Annotated in this window: 21 protein-coding genes and 2 pseudogenes; 12 read left to right on the top strand and 11 right to left on the bottom strand. The window is 53.6% G+C overall.

All coding sequences use genetic code 11. The features are described from left to right. The first annotated feature begins 15 nt into the window (after positions 1 to 15). The 5 genes from ftsZ to mutT all read left to right on the top strand — a co-directional run bounded on the left by ftsZ (position 16) and on the right by mutT (position 6,275). A complete protein-coding gene (gene ftsZ / locus LDB27_RS18085) occupies positions 16 to 1,167 on the top strand; it encodes a cell division protein FtsZ (RefSeq protein WP_000462785.1) in 1,152 nt (383 codons plus the stop codon). A gap of 100 nt (positions 1,168 to 1,267) precedes the next feature. Continuing rightward, positions 1,268 to 2,185 (top strand): UDP-3-O-acyl-N-acetylglucosamine deacetylase, encoded by a 918-nt coding sequence (gene lpxC, locus LDB27_RS18080; protein WP_000595487.1) that lies wholly within the window; start codon positions 1,268 to 1,270, stop codon positions 2,183 to 2,185. A gap of 278 nt (positions 2,186 to 2,463) precedes the next feature. Further along, on the top strand, positions 2,464 to 2,961 hold the full coding sequence (gene secM / locus LDB27_RS18075; RefSeq protein ID WP_000014336.1) for a secA translation cis-regulator SecM: 498 nt from the start codon (positions 2,464 to 2,466) through the stop codon (positions 2,959 to 2,961). A 61-nt stretch (positions 2,962 to 3,022) separates the two neighbouring features. Beyond that, on the top strand, positions 3,023 to 5,728 hold the full coding sequence (secA, locus tag LDB27_RS18070; protein ID WP_000905755.1) for a preprotein translocase subunit SecA: 2,706 nt from the start codon (positions 3,023 to 3,025) through the stop codon (positions 5,726 to 5,728). A gap of 151 nt (positions 5,729 to 5,879) precedes the next feature. Then, on the top strand, positions 5,880 to 6,275 hold the full coding sequence (mutT, locus tag LDB27_RS18065; RefSeq protein ID WP_000826474.1) for an 8-oxo-dGTP diphosphatase MutT: 396 nt from the start codon (positions 5,880 to 5,882) through the stop codon (positions 6,273 to 6,275). A 33-nt stretch (positions 6,276 to 6,308) separates the two neighbouring features. Here mutT and LDB27_RS23975 read toward each other — a convergent pair. After that, positions 6,309 to 6,521 (bottom strand): annotated as a pseudogene (locus LDB27_RS23975) (aldo/keto reductase); the annotation flags it as partial. On the opposite strand from LDB27_RS23975, the pseudogene LDB27_RS18055 reads away from it, so the two are divergent. Further along, positions 6,480 to 6,593 (top strand): annotated as a pseudogene (locus LDB27_RS18055) (LysR family transcriptional regulator); the annotation flags it as partial. The pseudogenes LDB27_RS23975 and LDB27_RS18055 sit on opposite strands and share 42 nt — an antisense overlap. Here LDB27_RS18055 and yacG read toward each other — a convergent pair. Genes yacG through coaE form a run of 3 tightly spaced genes read right to left on the bottom strand, consistent with a single transcriptional unit; the run spans position 6,590 to position 8,154 of the window. Next, complete coding sequence (gene yacG, locus LDB27_RS18050) at positions 6,590 to 6,781, bottom strand: DNA gyrase inhibitor YacG (RefSeq protein ID WP_001286419.1); 192 nt, start codon at positions 6,779 to 6,781, stop codon at positions 6,590 to 6,592. The pseudogene LDB27_RS18055 and the gene yacG sit on opposite strands and share 4 nt — an antisense overlap. A gap of 9 nt (positions 6,782 to 6,790) precedes the next feature. Further along, positions 6,791 to 7,534, bottom strand: a complete 744-nt coding sequence (gene zapD, locus LDB27_RS18045) for a cell division protein ZapD (RefSeq protein ID WP_000557441.1) — start codon at positions 7,532 to 7,534, stop codon at positions 6,791 to 6,793. Then, positions 7,534 to 8,154 carry a dephospho-CoA kinase gene (gene coaE, locus LDB27_RS18040; RefSeq protein ID WP_001270920.1) on the bottom strand — a complete coding sequence of 207 codons (621 nt, stop codon included), beginning with the start codon at positions 8,152 to 8,154 and terminating at the stop codon, positions 7,534 to 7,536. Before coaE ends, zapD begins: the two co-directional genes overlap by 1 nt. A gap of 225 nt (positions 8,155 to 8,379) precedes the next feature. On the opposite strand from coaE, the gene LDB27_RS18035 reads away from it, so the two are divergent. Next, positions 8,380 to 9,423, top strand: coding sequence for a GMP reductase (locus tag LDB27_RS18035; RefSeq protein WP_001217363.1), 1,044 nt, complete (start codon positions 8,380 to 8,382; stop codon positions 9,421 to 9,423). Between the two features lie 30 nt (positions 9,424 to 9,453). Here the strand turns inward: LDB27_RS18035 and hofC are convergent, their stop codons facing one another. From hofC to nadC, 4 genes are all read right to left on the bottom strand, one after another. Then, complete coding sequence (hofC, locus tag LDB27_RS18030) at positions 9,454 to 10,656, bottom strand: protein transport protein HofC (protein WP_000114112.1); 1,203 nt, start codon at positions 10,654 to 10,656, stop codon at positions 9,454 to 9,456. Continuing rightward, complete coding sequence (gene gspE, locus LDB27_RS18025; RefSeq protein WP_000650608.1) at positions 10,646 to 12,031, bottom strand: type II secretion system protein GspE; 1,386 nt, start codon at positions 12,029 to 12,031, stop codon at positions 10,646 to 10,648. The genes hofC and gspE overlap by 11 nt, the downstream gene beginning before the upstream one ends. Before the next feature lie 9 nt (positions 12,032 to 12,040). After that, the gene (gene ppdD, locus LDB27_RS18020) at positions 12,041 to 12,478 is read right to left on the bottom strand and encodes a prepilin peptidase-dependent pilin (protein WP_000414988.1); all 438 of its coding nucleotides are present in this window, start codon (positions 12,476 to 12,478) and stop codon (positions 12,041 to 12,043) included. A 221-nt stretch (positions 12,479 to 12,699) separates the two neighbouring features. Beyond that, complete coding sequence (gene nadC, locus LDB27_RS18015; RefSeq protein WP_001135137.1) at positions 12,700 to 13,593, bottom strand: carboxylating nicotinate-nucleotide diphosphorylase; 894 nt, start codon at positions 13,591 to 13,593, stop codon at positions 12,700 to 12,702. 87 nt (positions 13,594 to 13,680) lie between these two features. Between nadC and ampD the strand changes: the two genes are divergently transcribed. Continuing rightward, positions 13,681 to 14,244, top strand: a complete 564-nt coding sequence (gene ampD / locus LDB27_RS18010) for a 1,6-anhydro-N-acetylmuramyl-L-alanine amidase AmpD (protein ID WP_000936326.1) — start codon at positions 13,681 to 13,683, stop codon at positions 14,242 to 14,244. After that, positions 14,241 to 15,095 carry a beta-lactamase regulator AmpE gene (ampE, locus tag LDB27_RS18005; RefSeq protein WP_000172039.1) on the top strand — a complete coding sequence of 285 codons (855 nt, stop codon included), beginning with the start codon at positions 14,241 to 14,243 and terminating at the stop codon, positions 15,093 to 15,095. The genes ampD and ampE overlap by 4 nt, the downstream gene beginning before the upstream one ends. Before the next feature lie 91 nt (positions 15,096 to 15,186). Here ampE and LDB27_RS18000 read toward each other — a convergent pair whose 3' ends face one another. The 3 genes from LDB27_RS18000 to aroP form a co-directional block, all read right to left on the bottom strand. After that, positions 15,187 to 16,137: a family 43 glycosylhydrolase gene (locus LDB27_RS18000; protein ID WP_000024788.1), complete on the bottom strand. Its 951-nt coding sequence runs from the start codon at positions 16,135 to 16,137 to the stop codon at positions 15,187 to 15,189. Continuing rightward, the gene (locus LDB27_RS17995; protein ID WP_225519885.1) at positions 16,137 to 17,543 is read right to left on the bottom strand and encodes a glycoside-pentoside-hexuronide (GPH):cation symporter; all 1,407 of its coding nucleotides are present in this window, start codon (positions 17,541 to 17,543) and stop codon (positions 16,137 to 16,139) included. Before LDB27_RS17995 ends, LDB27_RS18000 begins: the two co-directional genes overlap by 1 nt. 163 nt (positions 17,544 to 17,706) lie before the next feature. Further along, positions 17,707 to 19,080, bottom strand: coding sequence for an aromatic amino acid transporter AroP (gene aroP, locus LDB27_RS17990; RefSeq protein WP_000969487.1), 1,374 nt, complete (start codon positions 19,078 to 19,080; stop codon positions 17,707 to 17,709). A 562-nt stretch (positions 19,081 to 19,642) separates the two neighbouring features. On the opposite strand from aroP, the gene pdhR reads away from it, so the two are divergent. The 3 genes from pdhR to aceF all read left to right on the top strand — a co-directional run bounded on the left by pdhR (position 19,643) and on the right by aceF (position 25,131). Next, complete coding sequence (gene pdhR / locus LDB27_RS17985; protein ID WP_000331771.1) at positions 19,643 to 20,407, top strand: pyruvate dehydrogenase complex transcriptional repressor PdhR; 765 nt, start codon at positions 19,643 to 19,645, stop codon at positions 20,405 to 20,407. Positions 20,408 to 20,566: 159 nt separating this feature from the next. Continuing rightward, the gene (aceE, locus tag LDB27_RS17980; protein ID WP_000003840.1) at positions 20,567 to 23,230 is read left to right on the top strand and encodes a pyruvate dehydrogenase (acetyl-transferring), homodimeric type; all 2,664 of its coding nucleotides are present in this window, start codon (positions 20,567 to 20,569) and stop codon (positions 23,228 to 23,230) included. 14 nt (positions 23,231 to 23,244) lie between these two features. Continuing rightward, positions 23,245 to 25,131: a pyruvate dehydrogenase complex dihydrolipoyllysine-residue acetyltransferase gene (aceF, locus tag LDB27_RS17975; protein ID WP_000963593.1), complete on the top strand. Its 1,887-nt coding sequence runs from the start codon at positions 23,245 to 23,247 to the stop codon at positions 25,129 to 25,131. Positions 25,132 to 25,204: the final 73 nt, after the last annotated feature.

The raw sequence follows: 25,204 nt of genomic DNA, 5'->3' as shown, positions 1-25,204 counted from the left end.
TGACGGAGAGAGATTATGTTTGAACCTATGGAACTAACCAACGACGCGGTGATTAAAGTCATCGGCGTCGGTGGTGGCGGCGGTAACGCTGTTGAACACATGGTGCGCGAGCGCATCGAAGGTGTTGAATTCTTCGCGGTGAATACCGACGCTCAGGCGTTGCGTAAAACGGCGGTTGGCCAGACCATTCAAATTGGTAGCGGCATTACCAAAGGTCTGGGCGCCGGCGCTAACCCGGAAGTCGGTCGTAACGCGGCGGACGAAGACCGTGAAGCGCTGCGTGCGGCGCTTGAAGGCGCAGACATGGTATTTATCGCGGCAGGCATGGGCGGCGGTACCGGAACCGGCGCGGCGCCAGTGGTTGCTGAAGTGGCAAAAGATTTAGGTATTCTGACCGTTGCCGTGGTGACTAAGCCTTTCAATTTTGAAGGCAAAAAGCGCATGGCATTTGCGGAGCAGGGTATCACCGAGCTGTCCAAGCATGTGGACTCGTTGATCACCATCCCGAACGACAAGCTGCTGAAAGTGCTGGGCCGTGGTATCTCCCTACTCGACGCGTTCGGCGCGGCTAACGACGTGCTGAAAGGCGCGGTTCAGGGTATCGCAGAGCTGATCACCCGCCCGGGCCTGATGAACGTCGATTTTGCTGACGTGCGTACCGTGATGTCTGAAATGGGCTACGCAATGATGGGCTCCGGCGTGGCGAGCGGTGAAGACCGTGCGGAAGAAGCGGCTGAAATGGCTATTTCCTCTCCGCTGCTGGAAGATATCGACTTGTCCGGCGCGCGCGGCGTGTTGGTCAACATTACGGCGGGCTTCGACCTGCGTCTGGACGAGTTTGAAACCGTCGGTAACACCATTCGCGCGTTTGCGTCGGATAACGCCACCGTGGTTATCGGTACTTCTCTGGACCCGGATATGAATGATGAACTGCGCGTGACGGTAGTGGCGACCGGTATTGGTATGGACAAACGTCCGGAAATCACTCTGGTCACCAATAAACAGGTGCAGCAGCCGGTGTTGGATCGTTATCAGCAGCACGGTATGGCGCCGCTGACGCAGGAGCAAAAAACGGTCGCGAAAGTGGTTAACGACAATACGCCACAGGCGGCGAAAGAGCCGGATTATCTGGATATCCCCGCATTCCTGCGTAAGCAAGCTGATTAAGAATTAGCTGGAATTTGGGATTCTGGGCTCTTTGTGCTAAACTGGCCCGCCGAATGTATAGTACACTTCGGTTGGATAGGTAATTTGGCGAGATTATACGATGATCAAACAAAGGACACTTAAACGTATCGTTCAGGCGACTGGCGTCGGTTTACACACCGGCAAAAAAGTCACCCTGACATTACGCCCTGCGCCGGCCAATACCGGGGTCATCTATCGTCGCACCGACTTGAATCCACCGGTAGATTTCCCGGCCGATGCCAAATCTGTGCGTGATACCATGCTCTGTACGTGTCTGGTGAATGAGCATGATGTACGGATTTCAACCGTTGAGCACCTGAACGCTGCTCTGGCGGGCTTAGGTATCGATAACATCGTTATTGAGGTTAATGCCCCGGAAATCCCGATCATGGATGGCAGTGCCGCTCCGTTTGTCTACCTGCTGCTTGATGCCGGTATTGATGAACTGAACTGCGCCAAAAAATTCGTACGCATCAAAGAGACTGTTCGGGTTGAAGATGGCGATAAATGGGCTGAATTCAGACCGTACAATGGTTTTACGTTGGATTTCACCATCGACTTTAACCATCCGGCGATCGATTCCAGCAGCCAGCGCTACGCGATGAACTTCTCTGCGGATGCGTTCATGCGCCAGATCAGCCGTGCGCGTACCTTCGGTTTTATGCGCGATATCGAATATCTGCAGTCCCGCGGCCTGTGCCTGGGCGGCAGCTTCGATTGTGCCATCGTTGTTGACGATTATCGCGTATTGAACGAAGACGGCCTGCGTTTTGAAGATGAATTCGTTCGTCACAAAATGCTTGACGCGATCGGTGACTTGTTCATGTGTGGTCACAATATTATTGGTGCGTTTACCGCGTATAAATCCGGTCACGCATTGAATAACAAATTGTTACAGGCAGTCCTGGCAAAACAGGAAGCTTGGGAATTTGTGACCTTCCAGGACGACGCAGAACTGCCGTTGGCTTTCAAAGCGCCTTCGACGGTACTGGCATAACGACATACGCTGTCGTATAAAATTCGACTGGTTAACCTGGCACTCTCTCCGGCCAGGCGAGCCAGTCGTTTTTTTTACTATTCTTTATCTGCGCTTTCCTTAATACAGCCATTTTGACAGGGTTAAATGGAAACACGGCGCGTTCGCTGTTTTCTTAGCCGATTTTCACCTTAGCTTCTCGTCATTACTGCTGTAGCGCGTACGCTTTAATGATAAGATTTGTGCGCAAATTGTTTTGATTCCGTAAGCCCATGAGGGGCATATCAGGTGGCAATGACGTGAGTGGAATACTGACGCGCTGGCGACAGTTAGGCAGACGATACTTCTGGCCGCATCTCTTATTAGGGATGGTCGCGGCGAGTTTTGGTTTGCCCGCGCTCAGTAACGCCGCCGAAACCAATACACCTGCAAGGACGACCGCCAGCACCGCGTCTAAAGTTAACTTTAGCCATCTTGCGCTGTTAGAAGCCTCTAACCGTCGTCCCAATTTCACCGTAGATTACTGGCATCAGCACGCTATTCGCACGGTGATTCGCCACCTTTCTTTTGCAATGGCGCCGCAAACGCTGCCCGTTGCCGACGCGCCGTCGCCATTACAGGCGCATCATATCGCCTTACTGAATACGCTCAGCGCGATGCTCACGCAGGAGGGCACGCCGCCGGCGATTGTTCGCCGCCTCTCCCTGGCGTATTTTGCGCCACAAACCGCATTTAGCATCCCGGCCTGGATAAGTCAGGCGCAGGGTATCCGCGCCGGTCCGCAACGTCTCAGCTAACGAAAAAAGACCCTTTTACTTTATTTGTAGCTCCGCGGCGCGGGGCATTTGAGACTTTATTATGCTAATCAAATTATTAACCAAAGTATTCGGTAGCCGTAACGATCGTACGCTGCGTCGTATGCGTAAGGCCGTCAGCCTTATTAATGCGATGGAACCGGAGATGGAAAAACTCTCCGATGACGAACTGAAAGCGAAAACCAACGAATTTCGCGCCCGTATTGAAAAAGGCGAAAGCGTAGAGAGCCTGATTCCGGAAGCGTTCGCGGTGGTGCGTGAAGCCAGTAAACGCGTCTTTGGGATGCGTCACTTCGACGTTCAGCTATTGGGTGGTATGGTGCTCAACGATCGCTGTATCGCCGAAATGCGTACTGGTGAAGGTAAAACGCTGACCGCAACGCTGCCAGCCTACCTGAACGCGCTGTCCGGCAAAGGCGTTCATGTGGTAACCGTGAACGACTATCTGGCGCAGCGTGACGCCGAAAACAACCGTCCGCTATTCGAATTCCTCGGCATGTCCGTTGGTATCAACCTGCCAGGTATGCCTGCGCCAGCCAAACGTGAAGCTTACGCTGCCGACATCACTTACGGCACTAACAACGAATACGGTTTTGACTACCTGCGCGACAACATGGCGTTCAGCCCGGAAGAGCGCGTGCAGCGTAAACTGCATTATGCGCTGGTGGATGAGGTCGACTCCATCCTGATCGATGAAGCGCGTACGCCGCTGATTATTTCCGGCCCGGCGGAAGATAGCTCGGAAATGTACAAAAAAGTGAACAAAATCATTCCGCACCTGATTCGTCAGGAGAAAGAAGATTCTGACACTTTCCAGGGCGAAGGCCACTTCTCCGTTGATGAGAAAGCGCGCCAGGTTAACCTGACCGAACGCGGTCTGGTGTTGATCGAAGAGCTACTGGTGCAAGAAGGCATTATGGATGAAGGCGAGTCGCTCTACTCGCCTGGCAATATTATGCTGATGCATCACGTCACCGCCGCGCTGCGCGCGCACGCGCTGTTTACCCGTGACGTGGATTACATTGTGAAAGACGGTGAAGTCATCATTGTTGATGAACATACCGGTCGTACCATGCAGGGGCGTCGCTGGTCTGACGGTCTGCACCAGGCGGTAGAAGCGAAAGAAGGCGTTGAAATTCAGAATGAAAACCAGACGCTGGCGTCTATCACCTTCCAGAACTACTTCCGTCTGTATGAAAAGCTGGCCGGTATGACCGGTACGGCGGATACTGAAGCCTTCGAATTTAGCTCTATCTATAAGCTGGACACCGTCGTTGTTCCGACCAACCGTCCGATGATCCGTAAAGATTTGCCGGATCTGGTCTACATGACCGAAGCGGAAAAAATCCAGGCCATTATCGAAGATATTAAAGAGCGTACCGCGAACGGTCAGCCAGTGCTGGTCGGGACGATTTCTATCGAGAAATCTGAAGTGGTCTCCAGAGAGCTGACCAAAGCGGGCATCAAACATAACGTACTGAACGCAAAATTCCACGCCAACGAAGCAGGCATCGTTGCGCAGGCTGGTTATCCAGCGGCGGTCACTATCGCTACCAACATGGCGGGTCGTGGTACCGATATTATGCTGGGCGGTAGCTGGCAGGCGGAAGTCGCCGCGCTGGAAGCGCCGACGGAAGAACAGATTGCGCAGATTAAAGCGGACTGGCAGGTACGCCATGACGCGGTTCTGGCTGCCGGCGGTCTGCATATCATTGGCACCGAGCGCCATGAATCCCGCCGTATCGACAACCAGCTGCGTGGCCGTTCCGGTCGCCAGGGCGATCCGGGTTCTTCCCGTTTCTACCTGTCGATGGAAGATGCGCTGATGCGTATTTTCGCCTCCGATCGTGTCTCCGGTATGATGCGTAAACTGGGGATGAAGCCGGGCGAAGCGATTGAGCACCCGTGGGTGACGAAAGCTATCGCTAACGCGCAGCGTAAAGTAGAAAGCCGTAACTTCGATATTCGTAAGCAACTGCTGGAATATGATGATGTGGCGAACGATCAGCGCCGTGCAATTTATACCCAGCGTAACGAACTGCTGGATGTGTCTGACGTGAGCGACACCATTAACAGCATTCGCGAAGATGTCTTTAAGGCGACTATCGACGCCTATATTCCGCCGCAGTCGCTGGAAGAGATGTGGGACATCCCGGGTTTGCAGGAACGCCTGAAAAACGACTTCGACCTGGAGCTGCCGATTGCCGAATGGCTGGATAAAGAGCCGGAGCTGCATGAGGAGACGCTGCGTGAGCGCATCCTGGCGCAGTCTATCGAAGTGTATCAGCGTAAAGAAGAGGTGGTTGGCGCTGAAATGATGCGTCATTTCGAAAAAGGCGTGATGCTGCAAACGCTCGATTCCCTGTGGAAAGAGCACCTGGCGGCGATGGATTACCTGCGTCAGGGTATTCATCTGCGCGGCTATGCGCAAAAAGATCCGAAGCAGGAATACAAGCGCGAATCCTTCGCTATGTTCGCCGCGATGCTGGAATCGCTGAAATATGAAGTGATCAGCACCCTGAGCAAAGTCCAGGTACGTATGCCGGAAGAGGTCGAAGCGATGGAAATGCAGCGTCGCGAAGAGGCGGAGCGCCTGGCGCAGATGCAGCAGCTAAGCCATCAGGATGACGATACCGCTGTGGCTGCCGATCTGGCCGCCCAAACAGGCGAACGTAAGATTGGACGTAACGATCCTTGCCCTTGCGGTTCCGGTAAGAAATACAAACAGTGTCACGGTCGCCTGAGCTAATGCGATAAACTTACCGGCCTGATAAGACATAATGTGTTGCCATCAGGTCGGTGCTGGCATTATTGCCGAAGGGCGCTACGCTTATTCGGCCTGGCATTGAACACAGATAAAAAGGCGCAGGCGACTGCGCCTTTTTTATGGATGCAACAAGATGAAAAGACTGCAAATCGCGGTTGGGATTATCCGCAACCCGAACGATGAAATTTTTATTACCCGACGCGCCGCGGATGCGCATATGGCGAACAAGCTGGAATTTCCCGGCGGAAAAATTGAAGCCGACGAAACACCAGAGCAGGCGTTGATCCGGGAGCTACAGGAAGAGGTGGGGATTACGCCAACACAGGTGACATTATTCGACACTCTGGAATATCAATTCCCGGACCGACACATTACGCTGTGGTTTTGGCTGGTTGAACGCTGGGAGGGCGAACCGTGGGGGAAAGAAGGACAGCCGGGACGGTGGATCGCGCAAAACGCGTTGAATACGGACGATTTTCCACCGGCCAATGAACCGATTATTCGTAAATTACGCCAATTTGCGCCTTAGTGGGGGATCGCAACACGATCCCCATCGATCTTATTAGCGATTTAATGTCGACATAATTTCCGGCCAGTAGCGGGGGCCGGCCGCGGCGTCGTGAGGAAAAACCGCCTCAATTGCCGCCAGCTCCTGCGGGCTTAGGGTCAGTGATAACGCGCCGAGGTTTTCTGGCGCAGTGGCGGCTACGTTTCTGTTATAGCCTAATCTCGCCGATTTTATTGGTATTATCCCAGCCGCGCGCATATGGCGCCAAAACTACGCGTATTTATTGATTATTTTTGTCATAAGGCGATATTGCCGTCTCAACAGAGCTATCACCGTTAGCGCTCTTCGCTCCAGTCGTCGCTATCAGACTGGTCGCCGCTGCTGGCGATTCGTTTCTCTTCGGCGGCCCATTCGCCCAAATCAATTAACTGACAGCGTTTAGAACAAAATGGGCGGAAGGGGCTAATTTCCCCCCAGACGACCGGTTTACCGCAGGTCGGACAGTTTACGACGGTCACGTCAGACATTTTTACTCCTTAGCAACAGGCCAGTTCAAAATCAAGACGCTCCGGCACCAGACCATTTTCACTATCCAGCGGCATAAAGCGAATGGCAAAACGGCTCTTATGGCCGGAAATTTGCGGATAAAGTTGTGAATCGAGCGTCAGCATAAGACGCAGCAAATCGGCGTCGTCCCCGTTATCCTGATAAAAACCGTTCAGGCTGGTTTGCTTACGGAAAGGCGCTGAATTACGGATCAGATCAAGTACCAAAGTCAGCGCCTGGGTGAGGGGATTCAGGCTGGCAAGCCAGCTTTCAATCTGGGCGTCGCGCTGCGCCTGTTGTAGGTGCAACCAGATATGCAGAGTGGGTAAATCGAAACTGCAACAGCCGCCAGGAATACTTAGGCGTTGACGCACAAGGGCAATCAAGCGATCTTCGCGTAGCTGCTGGCCAATCCTCGGGGCGGAGATCAGCACGCTGCCCGCGGATTTTAACTGCTGGCGCAGGGCTTCAATACGGTCTTGATCGACGCCGGGAACCTCAACCCAGGCCTGTAATTTACGCTGCTGGCGCTCCAGTTCTTTCAGCAGTTCGGTACGGACTTCGCCCCGTTCGAACACATCCAGTAGATCGCTGATGTTACGGAAAAAATGCAGTGCGCCAGCATGGTCTGCAATTGGCAGGTTGATGGAGAGCTGTTGGATCAAAAACTCTATGCGCAGCCACGTACGCATCTTCTCATTGAGAGGGTGTTCAAATAGGACCTGGGTGTGCATTACGGTTTTTCCTGTGAGACAAACTGCGACGCGAGCTTAAGATAACTGGCGTGCAGGCGGGCCACATCTGATGCGATAGCATCCGGTGCGCCGTTATTATCAATAACATCGTCCGCCACGGCAAGGCGCGCTTCACGCGTCGCCTGCGCAGCGAGAATGTGTTCAACATGCTCGCGCGTAACATCATCACGCTGCATTGTGCGCATAAGCTGCGTTTCGGGCGTAACGTCAACCACCAGTACGCGGTTGGCTTTTTGATACAGCCTGTTTTCAACCAGCAGAGGCACAACCCATAACACATAGGGCGACGTAGCCTGTTGAAACTGTCGTTGGGTTTCCTGCTGAATTAAGGGATGAAGCAGAGCGTTAAGCCAGGCTTTTTCTTCCGGATGCGAAAAAATACGCTCACGCAGCGCCCGGCGACGTAACGTGCCGTCGGCGGCGATAAGTTCAGAACCAAAATGTTCCGCTATTGCGTTCAGGGCGGGCTGCCCTGGCTCAACCATCTGGCGCGCGATAATATCCGCGTCGATGACGGTTATTCCGAGGTCAGCGAAGGTATCAGCGACGGTACTTTTACCGCTGCCAATACCGCCGGTTAAGGCTACGGTATACCTCATATCTCCAGCTTCCGGAATTTTAGTTTGATAATCAAAAGGTTAAATTTTAAACATACAAAGACGATGCGCTCTGAGCATTAACCTACTATTCGCCAGGTAAATTTATGGGATTGTAACGTAAAAAAAGAGAATTTCGCAGTCTTGTACGGCCATGATTAGTGCGTATGATAGCGTCACTGGAGTTGTGAGTTTCGATTTTTCGCCATTAACCCCAGGAATCCGCACATGCGTATTGAAGAAGATCTGAAGTTAGGTTTCAAAGACGTTCTTATCCGTCCTAAACGTTCTACCCTCAAAAGCCGTTCCGATGTCGAACTGGAACGTCAATTCACCTTTAAACACTCAGGTCAGACCTGGTCTGGCGTACCGATTATCGCGGCCAATATGGATACCGTCGGGACGTTTGAAATGGCGCAAGCATTGGCCGGGTTTGATATTCTGACTGCTGTACATAAACATTATACCGTTGAAGAATGGGCAGCTTTTATCAACACGGCTTCGGCTGATGTTCTGAAGCATGTGATGGTTTCCACCGGGACCTCTGATGCTGATTTCGAAAAGACCGTGCAGATTCTGGCGCTGGATCCTGCGCTGAACTTTGTCTGTATTGATGTGGCCAATGGCTATTCAGAACATTTTGTGCAGTTCGTCGCGAAAGCACGTGAAGCATGGCCGACAAAAACAATCTGCGCAGGCAATGTGGTAACGGGCGAGATGTGCGAAGAGCTTATCCTCTCCGGCGCCGATATCGTGAAAGTGGGAATTGGTCCCGGCTCCGTATGCACGACGCGTGTAAAAACCGGCGTTGGTTATCCGCAACTGTCGGCGGTTATCGAATGTGCTGACGCGGCGCATGGCCTGGGCGGCATGATCGTCAGCGATGGCGGCTGCACCATGCCAGGCGACGTAGCAAAAGCCTTCGGCGGCGGCGCGGATTTCGTTATGTTGGGCGGCATGCTGGCGGGTCACGAAGAGAGCGGCGGCAGCGTGGTAGAAGAGAACGGCGAGAAATTTATGCTGTTCTACGGCATGAGTTCGGAATCTGCGATGAACCGTCATGTCGGCGGCGTTGCGAAATACCGCGCGGCAGAAGGTAAAACGGTTAAATTGCCGCTGCGTGGGCCGGTGGGCAATACCGCCCGCGATATCCTGGGCGGTCTACGCTCAGCCTGCACTTATGTCGGCGCGTCTCGCCTGAAAGAGTTGACCAAACGCACCACCTTTATTCGGGTGCAGGAACAAGAAAACCGCATTTTCAATAGCCTCTAATATTCTGGCTGGCGTAAATGTGCGCCAGCCTTATCCCATCCCGCTCATCGCGTCTCCCAGATGAAAAATCGGCAAATACATCGCCACCACCAGCGTACCGATAATTAAGCCGGTGATGATCAATAACGCCGGTTCCAACAGCGACGCCAGATTATCGGCCAGCGCCAGCGTAGTTTCACTGTGGTGACGGGCAAGGTTATGCAGCATGATATCGAGTGAACCGGACGCTTCGCCCGTTCTGACCAGTTGCAGGCATAGCGGACTAAATTCCTGGGTATTTTTTAGCGCCAACCAGACCGGATTGCCCGCGGCGATCTCCTGATGTACCTGCGTTAAACGCTGTGACCAGTAAGGGCAGCCGAGGCTATCGATAGCGCTTTCCAGTCCCTGAAGAAAAGGAATGCCTGCGCTTTGGGTCAATGCCAGTACGGTGAATATTTGCGCTAGTTTCTGGCCTCTTATCAGGCGACCCATAACGGGAAGCCGTAGCAGAAGACGCTGCCGCTGCGCTTGCCAGGACGGCTTTTGTTTTACCCTGCGGTGAGCGATAGCAACGAGCATCGCCAGGAACAAGATGAGCCAACCCCATGCCGACCCCCATTGCGCTATCGCGATAATACCGCGCGTCAGAAGAGGGAGCGGGGTATTAAAGCTACGGTAAATGGCGGCAAATTCCGGCAGAACAAAGTGCAGCATGGCGAAAACGACCAGAGCGGCCATTGTCAGAATAATGGCGGGATAGCGCAGCGCCTTTTTCACGCTAACCGTAATCTGCCGCTGCGCTTTTTGCTGACGGGCCAGTTCAAAGCAGCATTCGGCCAGTTTGCCGGTCAGTTCTCCGGTGCGGATCATCGTCTGGTAGAGCGGCGGAAATACCTGCGGCCAGGAGACTAATGCGCTGGAAAAAGGGACGCCCTGTTCAAGCTCGTGAGCCAGCGTGCGCAACAGCGCTTGCCATTGTCGGTGGGGATGCTGTTGCGCAAGGAGTTCCAGCCCTTCAGAAAGCGTCAGTCCGGCATGAATGAGCGTGGCCAACTGATGAATAATTTCAGCGCTTTGCTCTTCTTTCCACAGTGCGGCGTTAACGCCCATGCGCTTGATGCGAAGCGGCATAATGCGCTGATGTTGCAGGGTGATGATCAGCGCCAGACGATTGTCCACCCATACAACGCCTTGTTCCAGTTGACCTTTATCGTTAACGCCTTGCCAGCGCCAGAGCTGTTTAACGCTCATGGGGCATTCCCAGAACGCGCAGTATCTCTTCAAAGGACGTCATGCCTTGCTCAACGGCGCGACAGCCATTTTCAAAAAGCGTCCCTGTACCGGTCTGTTGGAGGTGGGCTTCCAGTGCTTGTGCCGATGCGCCGCTCGCAATTAACTGACGTAATGTCGGGGTAACGGTTAACACTTCGAATAACGCGGTTCGGCCATAAAAGCCGTGGTAGCAATGCTGACAGCCGCTTGCCTGCCAGCGCGGTAGCGCGCTGGGCCAAAGATTGGGCGATAGCACCACGGGATCGCTCAGGCGCTGTTTGCAGTGCGGGCAAAGCTTCCTTACCAGGCGTTGCGCTACCACCAGCGTAAGCGCCGATGAGATCATCCAGCGTGCTACGCCCATTTGTTGTAAACGTATCAGGGTTTCGCTGGTGGAGTTCGTATGGAGCGTGGAAAGTACCAGATGGCCCGTTTGTGCCGCCTTAATGGCGATTTCTGCGGTGTCGCCGTCACGAATTTCACCTACCATGATGATGTCAGGATCCTGGCGTAAAAGCGCGCGCAGCACATTTTGAAAGGTGAGCCCGGCGCGGGGATGGATCTGCGTTTGGTTAATCCCATCCAGTGGAATTTCTATCGGATCCTCAACGCTACAGAGGTTGATACCCGGCATATTCCGGGTTTGTAGCGCGCTGTATAGCGTGACTGTTTTTCCGCTACCGGTGGGGCCAGTCACCAGTACCAGCCCCTGAGGTTGCTGTAGGGCTTGTCTAAAAGCGGTAAGTTGTGCCCCGTACATGCCCAGCGTGTCCAGATCCAGCGTTTGTTCAACCTGATGCAACAACCGTAAGACGACTTTTTCGCCTTCTTTACAGGGAAGCGTGGCGATACGAAAAGAGATGCTGTCGCCCGCCAGGTCAACGGTAAATTGCCCGTCCTGCGGCAGCCGATGTTCAGCGATGTCCAAATTTCCCAGGACTTTCAATCTGGCCGTCAGCGCAAGCCCCGTCTCTTTGGCGATGTCCTGCAGAATATGAAGAACGCCGTCGATGCGGAGTCTTATTCGGTAGCGGCTGGCGCCTGGTTCGAGATGGATATCAGAGGCGCGTTTCTCCATCGCCGAGCGTAATGTCTGATTGAGAAGCTGGGCCGCGGTTTCTCCGCCTTTCGCGGCGTTTGCCGAGGGAGCCTGATCCGGCTTATGCCGATGATTTTCCATTTGCTGGCGAGTCCAGCACACAATATCAATCTGTTTTTGCGTGGCGAAATGCAGAGCGTCCAGTAACGCATGAGAGGGCGCGTCGACCACCGCAACAGTGATACTGTTGCTGGCGCTATTGATCAGTACAGCCTGATGACGTTGACACAATGTGTTGAGCTGAGCGTCTTTCATCTTGTCTCCTTAGTTGGCGTCAAAACGGAAGACATCTTCACAAGCCTGTTGTAACGCGCTGTCGCTTTGAATATTGCAGTTACGCGTCCAGCCGGTAATGCCGTTAGCATTGTCCCAGGCGGGCGTCATGATGACGTTAAGCCCGCTCAGACTCTCCTGGCCGGTAAGCGTGATGACGCCTTTTTCCACGCTCATGCCCGAAACATAACGGGTGATGACGGGCGAGGGGATACCGTTGACGCCCGCATCGCATGTGCTCGTCCCACCATGTTCCAGAGCGCAGAGTTCGACGGCGGTACGGTAGGGGACAAACGTTTGCAACATATCCGTCAGCGCCGCTTTACGCAGATAGTTCTGGTAAGCCGGAATGCCGATGGCGCTTAAAATGGCGATGATGCCAATAACGACCATCAGTTCGATAAGCGTGAAACCGCGTTGTTTTTCCATTGTTCGCTCCTTGAGTTAGCTGGCGCTACTGTGGCAAACGCGGGAAGAGCGGGCGAGCGGCAAAAGGTAAAACGGGAAGGCGGATTCTGAAGATTTTCGCTGCGTTACATGACACGGCAACGTTATTGCGAGGCGCTACGAATATTTTACCGAATCACGACGCGGATAGCCGGACAGGTGATTTATAGACCCGACAGCGCAGCGCCATCGGGCGGAGAGGATCAGCAAAAACGCATGGAGAGATCGAGCGCGCGTACGTGCTTGGTCAGCGCGCCAACGGAGATGAAATCCACCCCGGTTTCAGCAAATTCGCGTAAGGTTTCCGCGGTGACGTTGCCGGATACTTCCAGCCGCGCCTGGCCGTTGACGCGTTTCACCGCCTCGCGCATCTGGTCGGTGTTGAAATTATCCAGCATGATAATATCCGCGCCTGCTTTCAGCGCATCGTCCAGTTCATTCAGATTTTCGACCTCGACTTCTACCGGCACGTCCGGATGTAGCCAGAACGCTTTTTCCACCGCCTGACGAACAGAACCGGAGGCGATGATATGGTTTTCTTTAATCAGGAACGCGTCAGTGAGGCCCAGACGATGATTGGCGCCGCCGCCGCATAAAACTGCATATTTGAGCGCGGTGCGCAGACCCGGCAGCGTTTTACGCGTGTCGAGCAACTGGGTTTGGGTGCCAGCCAGCAGTCCAACGTAGCGGCGTACTTCACTGGCGACGCCAGAAAGAGTCTGGACAAAGTTTAGCGCCGTGCGCTCGCCGGTCAGCAATACGCGAGCGGGGCCGTTCAGTTCAAACACTGTTTGGTTGGCGTGAATGGCGTCGCCGTCATCGACATGCCAGGTGAGGCGCACATCATCGCCCGCCAGTTGGATGAAGACCTCTTCAACCCAGCGCTTGCCGCAGAAAACGCCGTCTTCACGAGTGATCACCGTGGCATGGGCTTGCGTATCTGCCGGCAAAAGTTGCGCGGTGATATCGTTGCCAGCATCGACTTCTCCACCTAAATCTTCACGCAGCGCCTGAGCAACGGCGGCAGGGATATCGAGATTAATGCGTTCCAGTAGCGCGTCACGTCGGTCGTCTGGGTTATAACGGCGAGGCGGCATGATAAAACTCCAAATTGCTAACGAATCATAAGGTAGAAACATGCTACTCTGAAGCAGCTATAAGCACCACTCAAAAGGAGACTCTGCATGTTGCCAGATAAGGGTTGGTTGGTAGAGGCGCGACGCGTCCCTTCTCCGCATTATGATTGCCGTCCGGATGACGAAAAACCGTCCTTGCTGGTGGTGCATAATATTAGCCTGCCCCCCGGCGAGTTTGGCGGTCCGTGGATCGATGCATTATTCACCGGAACGATAGATCCAGACGCCCATCCTTTTTTTGCAGAAATCGCTCATCTTCGTGTTTCGGCCCATTGTCTGATTCGTCGCGACGGTGAAATCGTCCAGTATGTGCCTTTTGATAAGCGTGCGTGGCATGCGGGCGTATCAAACTATCAGGGGCGGGAACGTTGTAATGATTTCTCCATTGGTATTGAGCTGGAGGGGACGGATACGCTGGCTTATACCGATGCGCAGTATCAGCAGCTAGCCGCCGTGACGCGCACGCTTATCGCTTGCTATCCGGCGATCGCCGACAATATGACCGGACACTGTAACATTGCGCCTGACCGCAAAACGGACCCTGGCCCTGCCTTTGACTGGCCGCGCTTTCGCGCTTTGGTAGCCCTTTCGTCGCACAAGGAGATGACATGACGCTGTTTACGACATTACTGGTGCTGATTGTCGAGCGCCTGTTTAAGCTGGGCGAGCACTGGCAGCTCGATCATCGGCTGGAGGCGCTATTCCGTCGGATTACGCATTTTTCGATGTTGCGCACGATGGGAATGACGGCGATCGCGATGGTGGTGACTTTTCTACTGCTCCAGGCGTTAAAAGGGCTGCTATTTAACGTGCCGACGCTGGTGGTGTGGATTCTCCTGGGCGTGCTGTGTATCGGCGCGGGCAAAGTGCGAGTACATTATCACGCCTGGCTGAAAGCGGCGTCCCGTAACGATCCGCATCCTTGCGAGGCGATGGCCAGCGAGCTTACGCTGATTCACGGCGTGCCGCCGGATTGTAATGAGCGTGAATTTTTGCGTGAGTTGCAAAATGCGTTGTTATGGATAAATTTCCGTTTTTACCTCGCACCGCTATTTTGGTTTATCGTTGGCGGTCCATGGGGGCCGGTAACGCTGGTGGGCTATGCGTTTTTACGGGCCTGGCAGACGTGGCTGGCGCGCTATCAGACGCCGCACCAACGTTTGCAATCCGGCATTGACGCTATTCTTCATGTGCTGGACTGGATTCCGGTACGTCTGGCGGGCGTAGTGTATGCATTACTGGGGCATGGCGAGAAAGCGTTGCCGGCCTGGTTTGCCTCGCTGGCGGATCTGCATACTTCGCAGTATCAGGTGCTCACACGTCTGGCGCAGTTCTCACTGGCGCGCGAACCGCATACTGACAAGGTAGAAACCCCCAAAGCGGCGGTGTCGATGGCGAAGAAGGCCTCGTTTGTGGTGGTGGTGATTATTGCGTTGCTCACCATTTATGGGGCATTAGTATAGCGTTGTGCCGATGGCGCTAACGCTTATGCTGCCTACAATGGAAAAATCTGTAGGCCCGGTAAGCGTTAGCGCCACCGGGCAGTGCAACGGCTTAGATCGTATCGGCTGGCGGTACGCCAAAATCAGGCATCCCGTTTTCGTCCCAGCGCACCCGTTTCAGACGCGTATGGCGGTTGGGATCGTACAACGGATCGCCTTCAATTTCGGTGTAATTTCTCGCGTGGTACACCAGTACATCTTCACCTTCCGGCGTTTGCGTAAAGCTGTTGTGTCCCGGCCCATACTGGCGATTTTCATAGCTGGTGGTAAAGACCGGGCGCGGTGATTTATGCCAGTTGGCCGGATCGCGCGGATCGTCGTTTACGTTAATCCACAGTAACCCCATACAGTAGTTTTCATCGGTGGCGCTGGCCGAATAGCTGATAAACAGCTTGTCGCCATGCACCACGACGGCCGGACCTTCGTTAACCCAAAAACCCCGACACTCCCAGTCGTACTCTGGCTTACTGAGTCTTACCGGCTCGCCTTTAATCGTCCACGGATTTTCCAGTTCAGCCAGATAAATATTTGAGTTACCGGCAATATCCGGCGCTTTTTGCGCCCACAGATACCACTGCTTTCCCTGATGATAAAAAGTGGTGGCATCGAGGGCGAAGGTATCAAACGGCGTCTTAATTTGACCTTTCTCCGTCCACTTGCCGGTGAGTGGGTCGGCATCGGCGCACTCCAGGGCAAACATGCGGTGCTGGAACATTCCCAGTTTATCAAGCGCTTGAGTATGGGTAGCGGCAAAATAGATGTACCACTTACCGTTGATGCGGTGCATTTCCGGTGCCCAGATGAGTTGGCTCATCGGGCCTGTTTTCGGTTTGCGCCAGACGACAACGGGGTCGGCGGCGCGCAACCCTTCCAGCGAATTAGCCCGGCGGATTTCCAGCCTGTCATATTCCGGTACGGAGGCAATAAAGTAGTAATCGCTGCCGTCGCGTAAAATAAACGGATCGGCACGTTGTTCAATAAACGGGTTTGGCCAGTTTGCCATCAGGCTTTCCTTACGCTTTCAGCGGCTTTGAGCTCCTGCAACTCACTCAATTCGCGGTAATTAGTGCGACGTTTTTCCAAATCGTCCTGGATTTTTTTCATCAGTTCACGGTCAACTTTCAGCAGACGTACCATGCCTGCGGTAATCAGATAGCCAACGCCGGGGATAACGGTAAACAACAGCATAATACCGTTCATCGCCGAGGCGCTTTGCGCTTTGGCGCTGGCGTCATAACCGTACCAGGAGAGCAAAAAGCCGACCATCGCCCCGGCAATCGCCAGGCCCAGTTTCAGGAAGAACAGATTACCGGAGAAGCTAATACCGGTAATGCGTTTGCCGGTTTTCCATTCGCCGTAATCATCGACGTCCGCCATCAGCGACCAGTGCAACGGGGAAGGGATCTGATGCAGAATATTGAGCAGGAAGTAGAGCGCCACTATCATCACGGTAGCTTTCGGATCAAAGAAATAGAACGCGCAGGAGAAAATCGCCAGCGCGATATTGGTCCAGAAAAATACCTTCAATTTACACCAGCGATCGGTTAAGACTTTTGCCAGCATACTGCCGATCATCATACCGACCACGCCAAGGCTAATAAAAAGCGTAGCGAAATGGGTGCTTTGTCCCATCACCCAGGTGACGTAATACATGGTCGCCGCCATACGGATAAACCCTGGGCAGACGTTACATAAGGTCAATAGCAGAATGCGTACCCACTGATCGTTTTTCCACACGTCTTTGAAATCATTCTTCATATCATCGTGCGTCGGAACGGCAGGGCGAACGCGTTCGCGGACGCTGGCAAAGCAGAACAGAAACATACCCATGCCGATAATCGCCAGCACGGTCATCGCCAACTGATAGCCTTTGGCTTTGTCGCCGCCGCCAAACCAGTCCACCATCGGCAATAGCGTTAACGATAACAACAGCGTCGCGATGCCGACTAACACGAAGCGATAAGCCTGACAGGCCACGCGCTCTTTTGGATCGTTGGTGATCACGCCGCCCAGTGAGCAATAGGGAATATTGATGGCGGTGTAGGTCACGGAAAGCAGAAAATAGGTGACGAAAGCATAGACAACTTTGCTGTTATAGCCCCAGTCCGGCGTCGTGAACATCAGCACGCTGAACAGCGCGTAGGGAAATGCAATCCACAGTAGCCGGGGGCGGAAACGACCATATTTACTTTGGGTACGATCGGCAAGCGCGCCCATCACCGGATCGGTAACGGCATCGATAACGCGTACTGAAAGGAGTAAAACACCGACTAACGCCGGGGCAAGACCAAAAATATCCGTATAAAAATAATTAACAAACAGCATGATAGCGCCAAAAATAATGTTACATCCGGCGTCACCCATGCCATACCCGATTTTCTCTCTTACCGAAAGTCTGCCCTTATCCATTGAGACTTCTCCCCATCAGATGATGGCGGTAATTATTCGCCTGCGAGCTTTTATTTGCGTAGCAGGATCACGCCGCTGATATGGATAAAATGGTTATACGTGGGAAACTGTGAGACAGATAACACCCTCCCCGGACGGGGAGGGCGGAAAAGTAACGCCACGATCAGTGGGCTTTCACCGTTTTTGCCGTTTTTTCTTTACACAGGTAGCCGACGCCCAGGATGAGCAGCCATACCGGAATCAGCCACACGGAGATCGCCATACCTGGCGTCATCAGCATAATGATCAATACCGCCGCCATAAACAGCAGGCAGAGAACGTTGCCGAACGGATAAAACAGGGCCGGGAAGCGGGTTTTCACGCCCTGCTGCTGTTTCGCGCGACGGAACATCATATGGGCAAGGCTAATCATCGCCCAGTTAATGACCAGCGCGGAGACCACCAGCGCCATCAGCAGTCCGAATGCGGACTCTGGAGCCAGGTAGTTGAGCAGCACGCACAACGCCGTCACGACGGCGGAAACCAAAATGGAGCTCACCGGCACGCCGCGTTTGTCGACGTTCAGCAGCGCTTTCGGCGCATTTCCCTGCTGGGCCAGACCGAACAGCATACGGCTGTTGCAGTAAACGCAGCTGTTATAAACCGATAGCGCGGCGGTGAGAACCACGATATTCAGCGCATTGGCGACAAACGTATCGCCCAGCTCATGGAAGATAAGAACAAACGGGCTGGTATCGGCGGTGACGCGAGTCCATGGCAGCAGCGAAAGCAGAACCGCCAGCGAGCCGATATAAAAAATCAGGATGCGATAGATAACCTGATTGGTGGCTTTGGGAATGCTCTGTTCCGGGTTATCGGCTTCAGCGGCGGTGATCCCTACCAGCTCCAGTCCGCCGAACGAAAACATAATAATGGCCATCATCATCACCAGCCCGGTCCAGCCATGCGGCAGAAAGCCGCCCTGTTCCCACAGGTTGCGCACGGTGGCCTGCGGACCAGCGGTATCGCTGAAGAGTAACCACGCGCCGAACAGAATCATAGCGATGACTGCGATCACTTTAATAATGGCGAACCAAAACTCCATCTCACCGAACACTTTAACGTTGGTCAGGTTGATGGCGTTGATAATCACAAAGAAGGCTGCCGCAGAAGCCCAGGTGGGGATCTCCGGATACCAGAACTGGATATATTTACCCACTGCGGTCAGTTCCGCCATGGCAACTAATACGTACAGCACCCAGTAGTTCCAGCCGGAAGCGAATCCGGCAAAGCCGCCCCAGTATTTATAGGCGAAGTGGCTAAAAGAGCCGGCGACCGGTTCTTCAACCACCATCTCTCCCAGCTGGCGCATAATCAGAAAGGCAATAAAGCCTGCAATCGCATAGCCCAGGATAATTCCTGGCCCCGCAGACTGAATAACGGAGGCGCTTCCCAGGAACAAGCCTGTCCCTATCGCGCCGCCCAATGCGATAAGCTGAATATGGCGGTTTTTCAGGCCGCGCTTGAGCTGCTCGCCGTGCTGCTGACTGTCCATCATAAAACCTCGTGTATCGGGCGCGGTTTATTCATAACGCGCTTATTTTGAACGATGCAGTAGTGCGTGTGTAAGTTTGCAATTCCGCTTTTTGTATTGATTTATTTACAGATTCGTTTTTTTAAATGTCACTTCAACTCTTTCGTCTTGATCAGAATAATGGTATGTGACCGCGAATGCACCTGCTTTGTGCAGGGGTGATGACGAGTTGCGTAAAAAGAAAGCACTTGTAAATACCTCCTTTTATTTTCCCTTACAAAGGTTGATTTGTTTTTATTCATTATTTATGCATAAAAACGCATTTAATCTGCTGTTGAATCGGTTCAGATGAGATTTTTTATCGTTTCAAATACGTTAAATCTACCTCCTGGTGGGTAAATTTAACATTTGTGCACAGTTACAGTTTTGAAACATGATTTCTGTAAAATTGTTAAAATGTGCCTCCTTTACTGATTTCAATCAAAACCTGTATGGACAGAAGGTGAATACTTTGTTACTTTAGCGTCACAGACATGAAATTGGTAAGACCAATTGACTCCGGGCAAATGGCTTAAGACAGGAAATCATGGCCTACAGCAAAATCCGCCAACCAAAACTCTCCGATGTGATCGAGCAGCAGCTGGAGTTTTTAATCCTTGAGGGAACATTGCGTCCCGGAGAAAAACTCCCACCGGAACGTGAACTGGCAAAACAGTTCGACGTCTCCCGTCCCTCCTTGCGCGAGGCGATTCAACGTCTCGAAGCGAAGGGATTGTTGCTTCGTCGTCAGGGCGGCGGAACCTTCGTGCAGAGCAGCCTGTGGCAGAGCTTTAGCGACCCGCTGGTGGAACTGCTCTCCGATCACCCTGAATCCCAGTTTGACCTGCTCGAAACGCGCCATGCGCTGGAAGGCATTGCGGCTTATTACGCGGCGCTGCGCAGCACCGATGAAGATAAAGACCGTATTCGCGAGCTGCACCACGCTATTGAGCTGGCGCAAGAGTCCGGCGATCTGGATGCCGAGTCCGAAGCCGTGCTCCAGTATCAAATCGCCGTCACCGAAGCGGCGCACAACGTGGTATTGCTTCATCTGCTAAGGTGTATGGAGCCGATGCTGGCGCAAAACGTGCGGCAGAACTTCGAATTGCTGTATGCGCGTCGGGAGATGCTGCCGCTGGTGAGCACGCATCGCACCCGTATATTTGAAGCCATTATGGCCGGAAAACCAGAAGAAGCGCGTGAAGCGTCACACCGCCATCTGGCGTTTATCGAAGAGATTATGCTGGACAGAAGCCGTGAGGAGAGCCGTCGTGAACGCGCTTTACGCCGCCTGGAACAGCGCAAGAATTAGTTTTTTCTGGCAGAACGTTAACCAGAAGATGTTGTGAATAACGCGCAAAAATGTGCGCGGCAACTAAACGCAGAACCTGTCTTATTAAGCTTTCTGACGAAAGTTTAATGGGACAGGTTCCAGATAACTCAACGTATTAGATAGATAAGGAATACCCCCATGTCAGAACGTTTCCCAAATGACGTGGATCCGATCGAAACTCGCGACTGGCTACAGGCGATCGAATCGGTCATCCGTGAAGAAGGTGTTGAGCGCGCTCAGTATCTGATTGACCAACTGCTTTCTGAAGCTCGCAAAGGCGGCGTGAAAGTCGCGGCAGGCGCAGGGGCCAGTAATTACATCAACACTATTGCCGTTGAAGACGAACCGGAATACCCGGGCAATCTGGAGCTGGAACGTCGCATTCGTTCTGCGATCCGCTGGAACGCCATCATGACCGTGCTGCGTGCGTCTAAAAAAGACCTTGAGTTGGGCGGCCACATGGCGTCCTTCCAGTCTTCCGCCACGATCTATGATGTCTGTTTCAACCATTTCTTCCGTGCGCGCAACGAACAGGATGGCGGCGACCTGGTTTACTTCCAGGGCCACATCTCTCCGGGCATCTACGCTCGCGCGTTCCTGGAAGGTCGTCTGACCCAGGAACAGATGGATAACTTCCGTCAGGAAGTTCACGGCAATGGCCTCTCTTCCTATCCGCACCCGAAACTGATGCCGGAATTCTGGCAGTTCCCGACCGTCTCTATGGGGCTGGGCCCAATCGGTGCTATCTACCAGGCGAAATTCCTGAAATATCTGGAACACCGTGGCCTGAAAGATACCTCTAAACAGACCGTTTACGCCTTCCTCGGCGACGGCGAGATGGATGAGCCGGAATCCAAAGGCGCGATCACCATCGCCACCCGTGAAAAACTGGACAACCTGGTCTTTGTTATCAACTGTAACCTGCAGCGTCTTGACGGCCCGGTCACCGGTAACGGCAAGATTGTTAACGAACTGGAAGGCATCTTTGCAGGTGCTGGCTGGAACGTTATTAAAGTCATGTGGGGCGGTCGTTGGGATGAGCTGCTGCGTAAAGACACCAGCGGTAAACTGATCCAGCTGATGAACGAAACCGTTGACGGCGACTACCAGACCTTCAAATCCAAAGACGGCGCTTACGTGCGTGAGCACTTCTTCGGTAAATACCCGGAAACCGCAGCGCTGGTGGCCGACTGGACCGATGAGCAGATTTGGGCGCTGAACCGTGGTGGTCACGATCCGAAGAAAGTTTACGCGGCACTGAAAAAAGCGCAGGAAACCAAAGGCAAAGCGACCGTAATCCTGGCCCATACCATTAAAGGTTACGGCATGGGTGACACCGCGGAAGGTAAAAACATCGCTCACCAGGTTAAGAAAATGAACATGGACGGCGTGCGTTACGTCCGCGATCGTTTCAACGTGCCGGTTGCCGATGCTGATCTCGAAAAACTGCCGTACATTACCTTCCCGGAAGGTTCTGAAGAACACAAATACCTGCATGAACGTCGTCAGGCGCTGCATGGCTACCTGCCAAGCCGTCAGCCGAACTTCACCGAGAAGTTAGAGCTGCCTCAACTTTCAGATTTCGGCGCGCTGCTGGAAGAGCAAAGCAAAGAGATTTCCACTACGATCGCTTTCGTGCGTGCCCTGAACGTGATGCTGAAGAACAAGTCGATCAAAGATCGCCTGGTTCCGATCATCGCCGACGAAGCGCGTACTTTCGGTATGGAAGGTCTGTTCCGTCAGATTGGTATCTACAGCCCGAACGGCCAGCAGTACACCCCGCAGGACCGTGAGCAGGTTGCTTACTACAAAGAAGACGAGAAAGGCCAGATTCTGCAGGAAGGTATCAACGAGCTGGGCGCAGGCGCATCCTGGCTGGCTGCGGCGACCTCTTACAGCACCAACGATCTGCCGATGATCCCGTTCTACATCTACTACTCCATGTTCGGGTTCCAGCGTATCGGCGACCTGTGCTGGCAGGCTGGCGACCAGCAGGCTCGCGGCTTCCTGATCGGCGGGACTTCCGGTCGTACAACGCTGAACGGCGAAGGTCTGCAGCACGAAGATGGTCACAGCCATATTCAGTCGCTGACTATCCCGAACTGTATCTCTTACGACCCGGCTTACGCTTACGAAGTGGCTGTCATCATGCATGATGGTCTGGAGCGTATGTACGGTGAGAAACAAGAGAACGTTTACTACTACATCACCACCCTGAACGAAAACTACCACATGCCGGCCATGCCAGCAGGTGCCGAGGAAGGTATCCGTAAAGGTATCTACAAACTCGAAACCCTTGAAGGTAGCAAAGGTAAAGTTCAGCTGCTGGGCTCCGGTTCTATCCTGCGTCATGTGCGTGAAGCAGCACAGATCCTGGCGAAAGACTACGGCGTAGGTTCTGACGTGTACAGCGTAACCTCCTTCACCGAACTGGCGCGTGATGGTCAGGATTGTGAGCGCTGGAACATGCTGCACCCGCTGGAAACCCCGCGCGTTCCGTACATCGCTCAGGTGATGAACGACGCTCCGGCAGTGGCATCTACTGACTATATGAAACTGTTCGCCGAGCAGGTTCGTACTTACGTACCGGCTGACGACTATCGCGTACTGGGTACGGATGGCTTCGGTCGTTCCGACAGCCGTGAGAACCTGCGTCACCACTTCGAAGTTGATGCTTCTTATGTGGTTGTTGCAGCGCTGGGCGAACTGGCTAAACGTGGCGAAATCGACAAGAAAGTGGTAGCGGATGCGATTACCAAATTCAACATCGATGCAGATAAAGTTAACCCGCGTCTGGCGTAAGAGGTAAAAGAATAATGGCTATCGAAATCAAAGTACCGGACATCGGGACAGATGAAGTTGAAATCACCGAGATTCTGGTCAAAGTGGGCGACAAAGTGGAAGCTGAACAGTCGCTGATCACCGTAGAAGGCGACAAAGCCTCTATGGAAGTCCCGTCTCCGCAGGCTGGCGTCGTGAAAGAGATCAAAGTCTCTGTCGGCGACAAAACCGAGACCGGTGCACTTATCATGATTTTCGATTCCGCCGACGGTGCAGCTGACGCTGCACCTGCTAAGGCAGAAGAGAAGAAAGAAGCGGCTCCGGCAGCAGCACCTGCTGCGGCAGCGGCGAAAGACGTTCACGTTCCGGATATCGGCAGTGACGAAGTTGAAGTGACTGAAGTGATGGTGAAAGTGGGCGACACCGTTGAAGCTGAACAGTCGCTGATCACCGTCGAAGGTGACAAGGCCTCTATGGAAGTGCCGGCGCCGTTCGCGGGCACCGTGAAAGAGATCAAAGTGAACACCGGTGATAAAGTGTCTACCGGCTCACTGATTATGGTCTTCGAAGTGGCGGGCGCAGCGCCTGCCGCAGCACCAGCGAAAGCGGAGGCCGCTCCGGCAGCGGCTGCTCCAGCAGCGACGGGCGTGAAAGACGTTAACGTACCGGACATCGGCGGCGACGAAGTTGAAGTCACCGAAGTGATGGTCAAAGTCGGCGATAAAGTTGCCGCTGAACAGTCGCTGATCACCGTGGAAGGCGACAAAGCCTCCATGGAAGTGCCTGCGCCGTTCGCGGGCACCGTGAAAGAAATCAAAATCAGCACCGGCGACAAAGTGAAAACCGGTTCTCTGATTATGGTCTTCGAAGTAGAAGGCGCAGCGCCTGCGGCCGCTCCGGCTAAACAGGAAGCGGCGGCACCGGCTCCGGCGGCGAAAGCTGAGAAGCCTGCTGCCCCGGCTGCCAAAGCGGAAGGCAAGTCTGAGTTCGCTGAAAACGACGCTTACGTTCACGCTACTCCGCTGATTCGCCGCCTGGCGCGTGAGTTTGGCGTCAACCTGGCGAAAGTGAAAGGGACTGGTCGTAAAGGCCGTATTCTGCGCGAAGACGTTCAGGCTTACGTGAAAGATGCTATCAAACGCGCGGAAGCTGCGCCGGCTGCTGCGGGCGGCGGTATCCCGGGTATGCTGCCGTGGCCGAAAGTGGACTTCAGCAAGTTTGGTGAAGTTGAAGAAGTGGAACTGGGCCGTATCCAGAAAATCTCTGGCGCGAACCTGAGCCGTAACTGGGTGATGATCCCGCACGTTACGCACTTCGACAAAACCGATATCACCGATCTGGAAGCGTTCCGTAAACAGCAGAACGCCGAAGCTGAGAAGCGCAAACTGGATGTGAAATACACGCCAGTGGTCTTCATCATGAAAGCGGTTGCCGCTGCTCTGGAACAGATGCCGCGCTTCAACAGCTCTCTGTCCGAAGACGGTCAGCGTCTGACCCTGAAAAAATATATCAACATCGGCGTGGCGGTTGATACCCCGAATGGCCTGGTGGTTCCGGTCTTTAAAGACGTGAATAAGAAGAGCGTGACCGAGCTGTCTCGCGAACTGACCACCATCTCCAAAAAAGCGCGTGATGGTAAGCTGACCGCTGGCGAAATGCAGGGTGGTTGCTTCACTATCTCCAGCATCGGCGGCCTGGGAACTACCCACTTCGCGCCGATTGTTAACGCGCCGGAAGTGGCTATCCTCGGCGTTTCTAAGTCGGCGATGGAACCGGTGTGGAATGGGAAAGAGTTTGTGCCGCGTCTGATGATGCCTATCTCTCTTTCCTTCGACCACCGTGTGATCGATGGTGCTGATGGTGCGCGTTTCATTACCATTATCAACAATATGTTGTCTGACATTCGCCGTCTGGTGATGTAATGAAAAAGCCGGCCCGACGGCCGGCTTTTTTTGATAATCTCATGTATTTTGTGAGGTTATTAGCGAAAGCGAT

Origin of the sequence: Salmonella sp. JXY0409-18 (genome assembly GCF_020268625.1) — a bacterium.
GTDB lineage: Bacteria > Pseudomonadota > Gammaproteobacteria > Enterobacterales > Enterobacteriaceae > Salmonella > Salmonella enterica.
The sequence above is the reverse complement of the archived record's forward strand: the minus strand, read 5'-3'. Positions and strand labels throughout refer to the sequence as shown.

Bases quoted from the DNA above. Each gene is read 5' to 3' on its own strand.
- ftsZ (WP_000462785.1), top strand. From the start codon at position 16: ATGTTTGAACCTATGGAACTAACCAACGACGCGGTGATTAAAGTCATC.
- lpxC (WP_000595487.1), top strand. From the start codon at position 1,268: ATGATCAAACAAAGGACACTTAAACGTATCGTTCAGGCGACTGGCGTC.
- secA (WP_000905755.1), top strand. From the start codon at position 3,023: ATGCTAATCAAATTATTAACCAAAGTATTCGGTAGCCGTAACGATCGT.
- mutT (WP_000826474.1), top strand. From the start codon at position 5,880: ATGAAAAGACTGCAAATCGCGGTTGGGATTATCCGCAACCCGAACGAT.
- yacG (WP_001286419.1), bottom strand. From the start codon at position 6,781: ATGTCTGACGTGACCGTCGTAAACTGTCCGACCTGCGGTAAACCGGTC.
- zapD (WP_000557441.1), bottom strand. From the start codon at position 7,534: ATGCACACCCAGGTCCTATTTGAACACCCTCTCAATGAGAAGATGCGT.
- coaE (WP_001270920.1), bottom strand. From the start codon at position 8,154: ATGAGGTATACCGTAGCCTTAACCGGCGGTATTGGCAGCGGTAAAAGT.
- LDB27_RS18035 (WP_001217363.1), top strand. From the start codon at position 8,380: ATGCGTATTGAAGAAGATCTGAAGTTAGGTTTCAAAGACGTTCTTATC.
- hofC (WP_000114112.1), bottom strand. From the start codon at position 10,656: ATGAGCGTTAAACAGCTCTGGCGCTGGCAAGGCGTTAACGATAAAGGT.
- gspE (WP_000650608.1), bottom strand. From the start codon at position 12,031: ATGAAAGACGCTCAGCTCAACACATTGTGTCAACGTCATCAGGCTGTA.
- ppdD (WP_000414988.1), bottom strand. From the start codon at position 12,478: ATGGAAAAACAACGCGGTTTCACGCTTATCGAACTGATGGTCGTTATT.
- nadC (WP_001135137.1), bottom strand. From the start codon at position 13,593: ATGCCGCCTCGCCGTTATAACCCAGACGACCGACGTGACGCGCTACTG.
- ampD (WP_000936326.1), top strand. From the start codon at position 13,681: ATGTTGCCAGATAAGGGTTGGTTGGTAGAGGCGCGACGCGTCCCTTCT.
- ampE (WP_000172039.1), top strand. From the start codon at position 14,241: ATGACGCTGTTTACGACATTACTGGTGCTGATTGTCGAGCGCCTGTTT.
- LDB27_RS18000 (WP_000024788.1), bottom strand. From the start codon at position 16,137: ATGGCAAACTGGCCAAACCCGTTTATTGAACAACGTGCCGATCCGTTT.
- LDB27_RS17995 (WP_225519885.1), bottom strand. From the start codon at position 17,543: ATGGATAAGGGCAGACTTTCGGTAAGAGAGAAAATCGGGTATGGCATG.
- aroP (WP_000969487.1), bottom strand. From the start codon at position 19,080: ATGATGGACAGTCAGCAGCACGGCGAGCAGCTCAAGCGCGGCCTGAAA.
- pdhR (WP_000331771.1), top strand. From the start codon at position 19,643: ATGGCCTACAGCAAAATCCGCCAACCAAAACTCTCCGATGTGATCGAG.
- aceE (WP_000003840.1), top strand. From the start codon at position 20,567: ATGTCAGAACGTTTCCCAAATGACGTGGATCCGATCGAAACTCGCGAC.
- aceF (WP_000963593.1), top strand. From the start codon at position 23,245: ATGGCTATCGAAATCAAAGTACCGGACATCGGGACAGATGAAGTTGAA.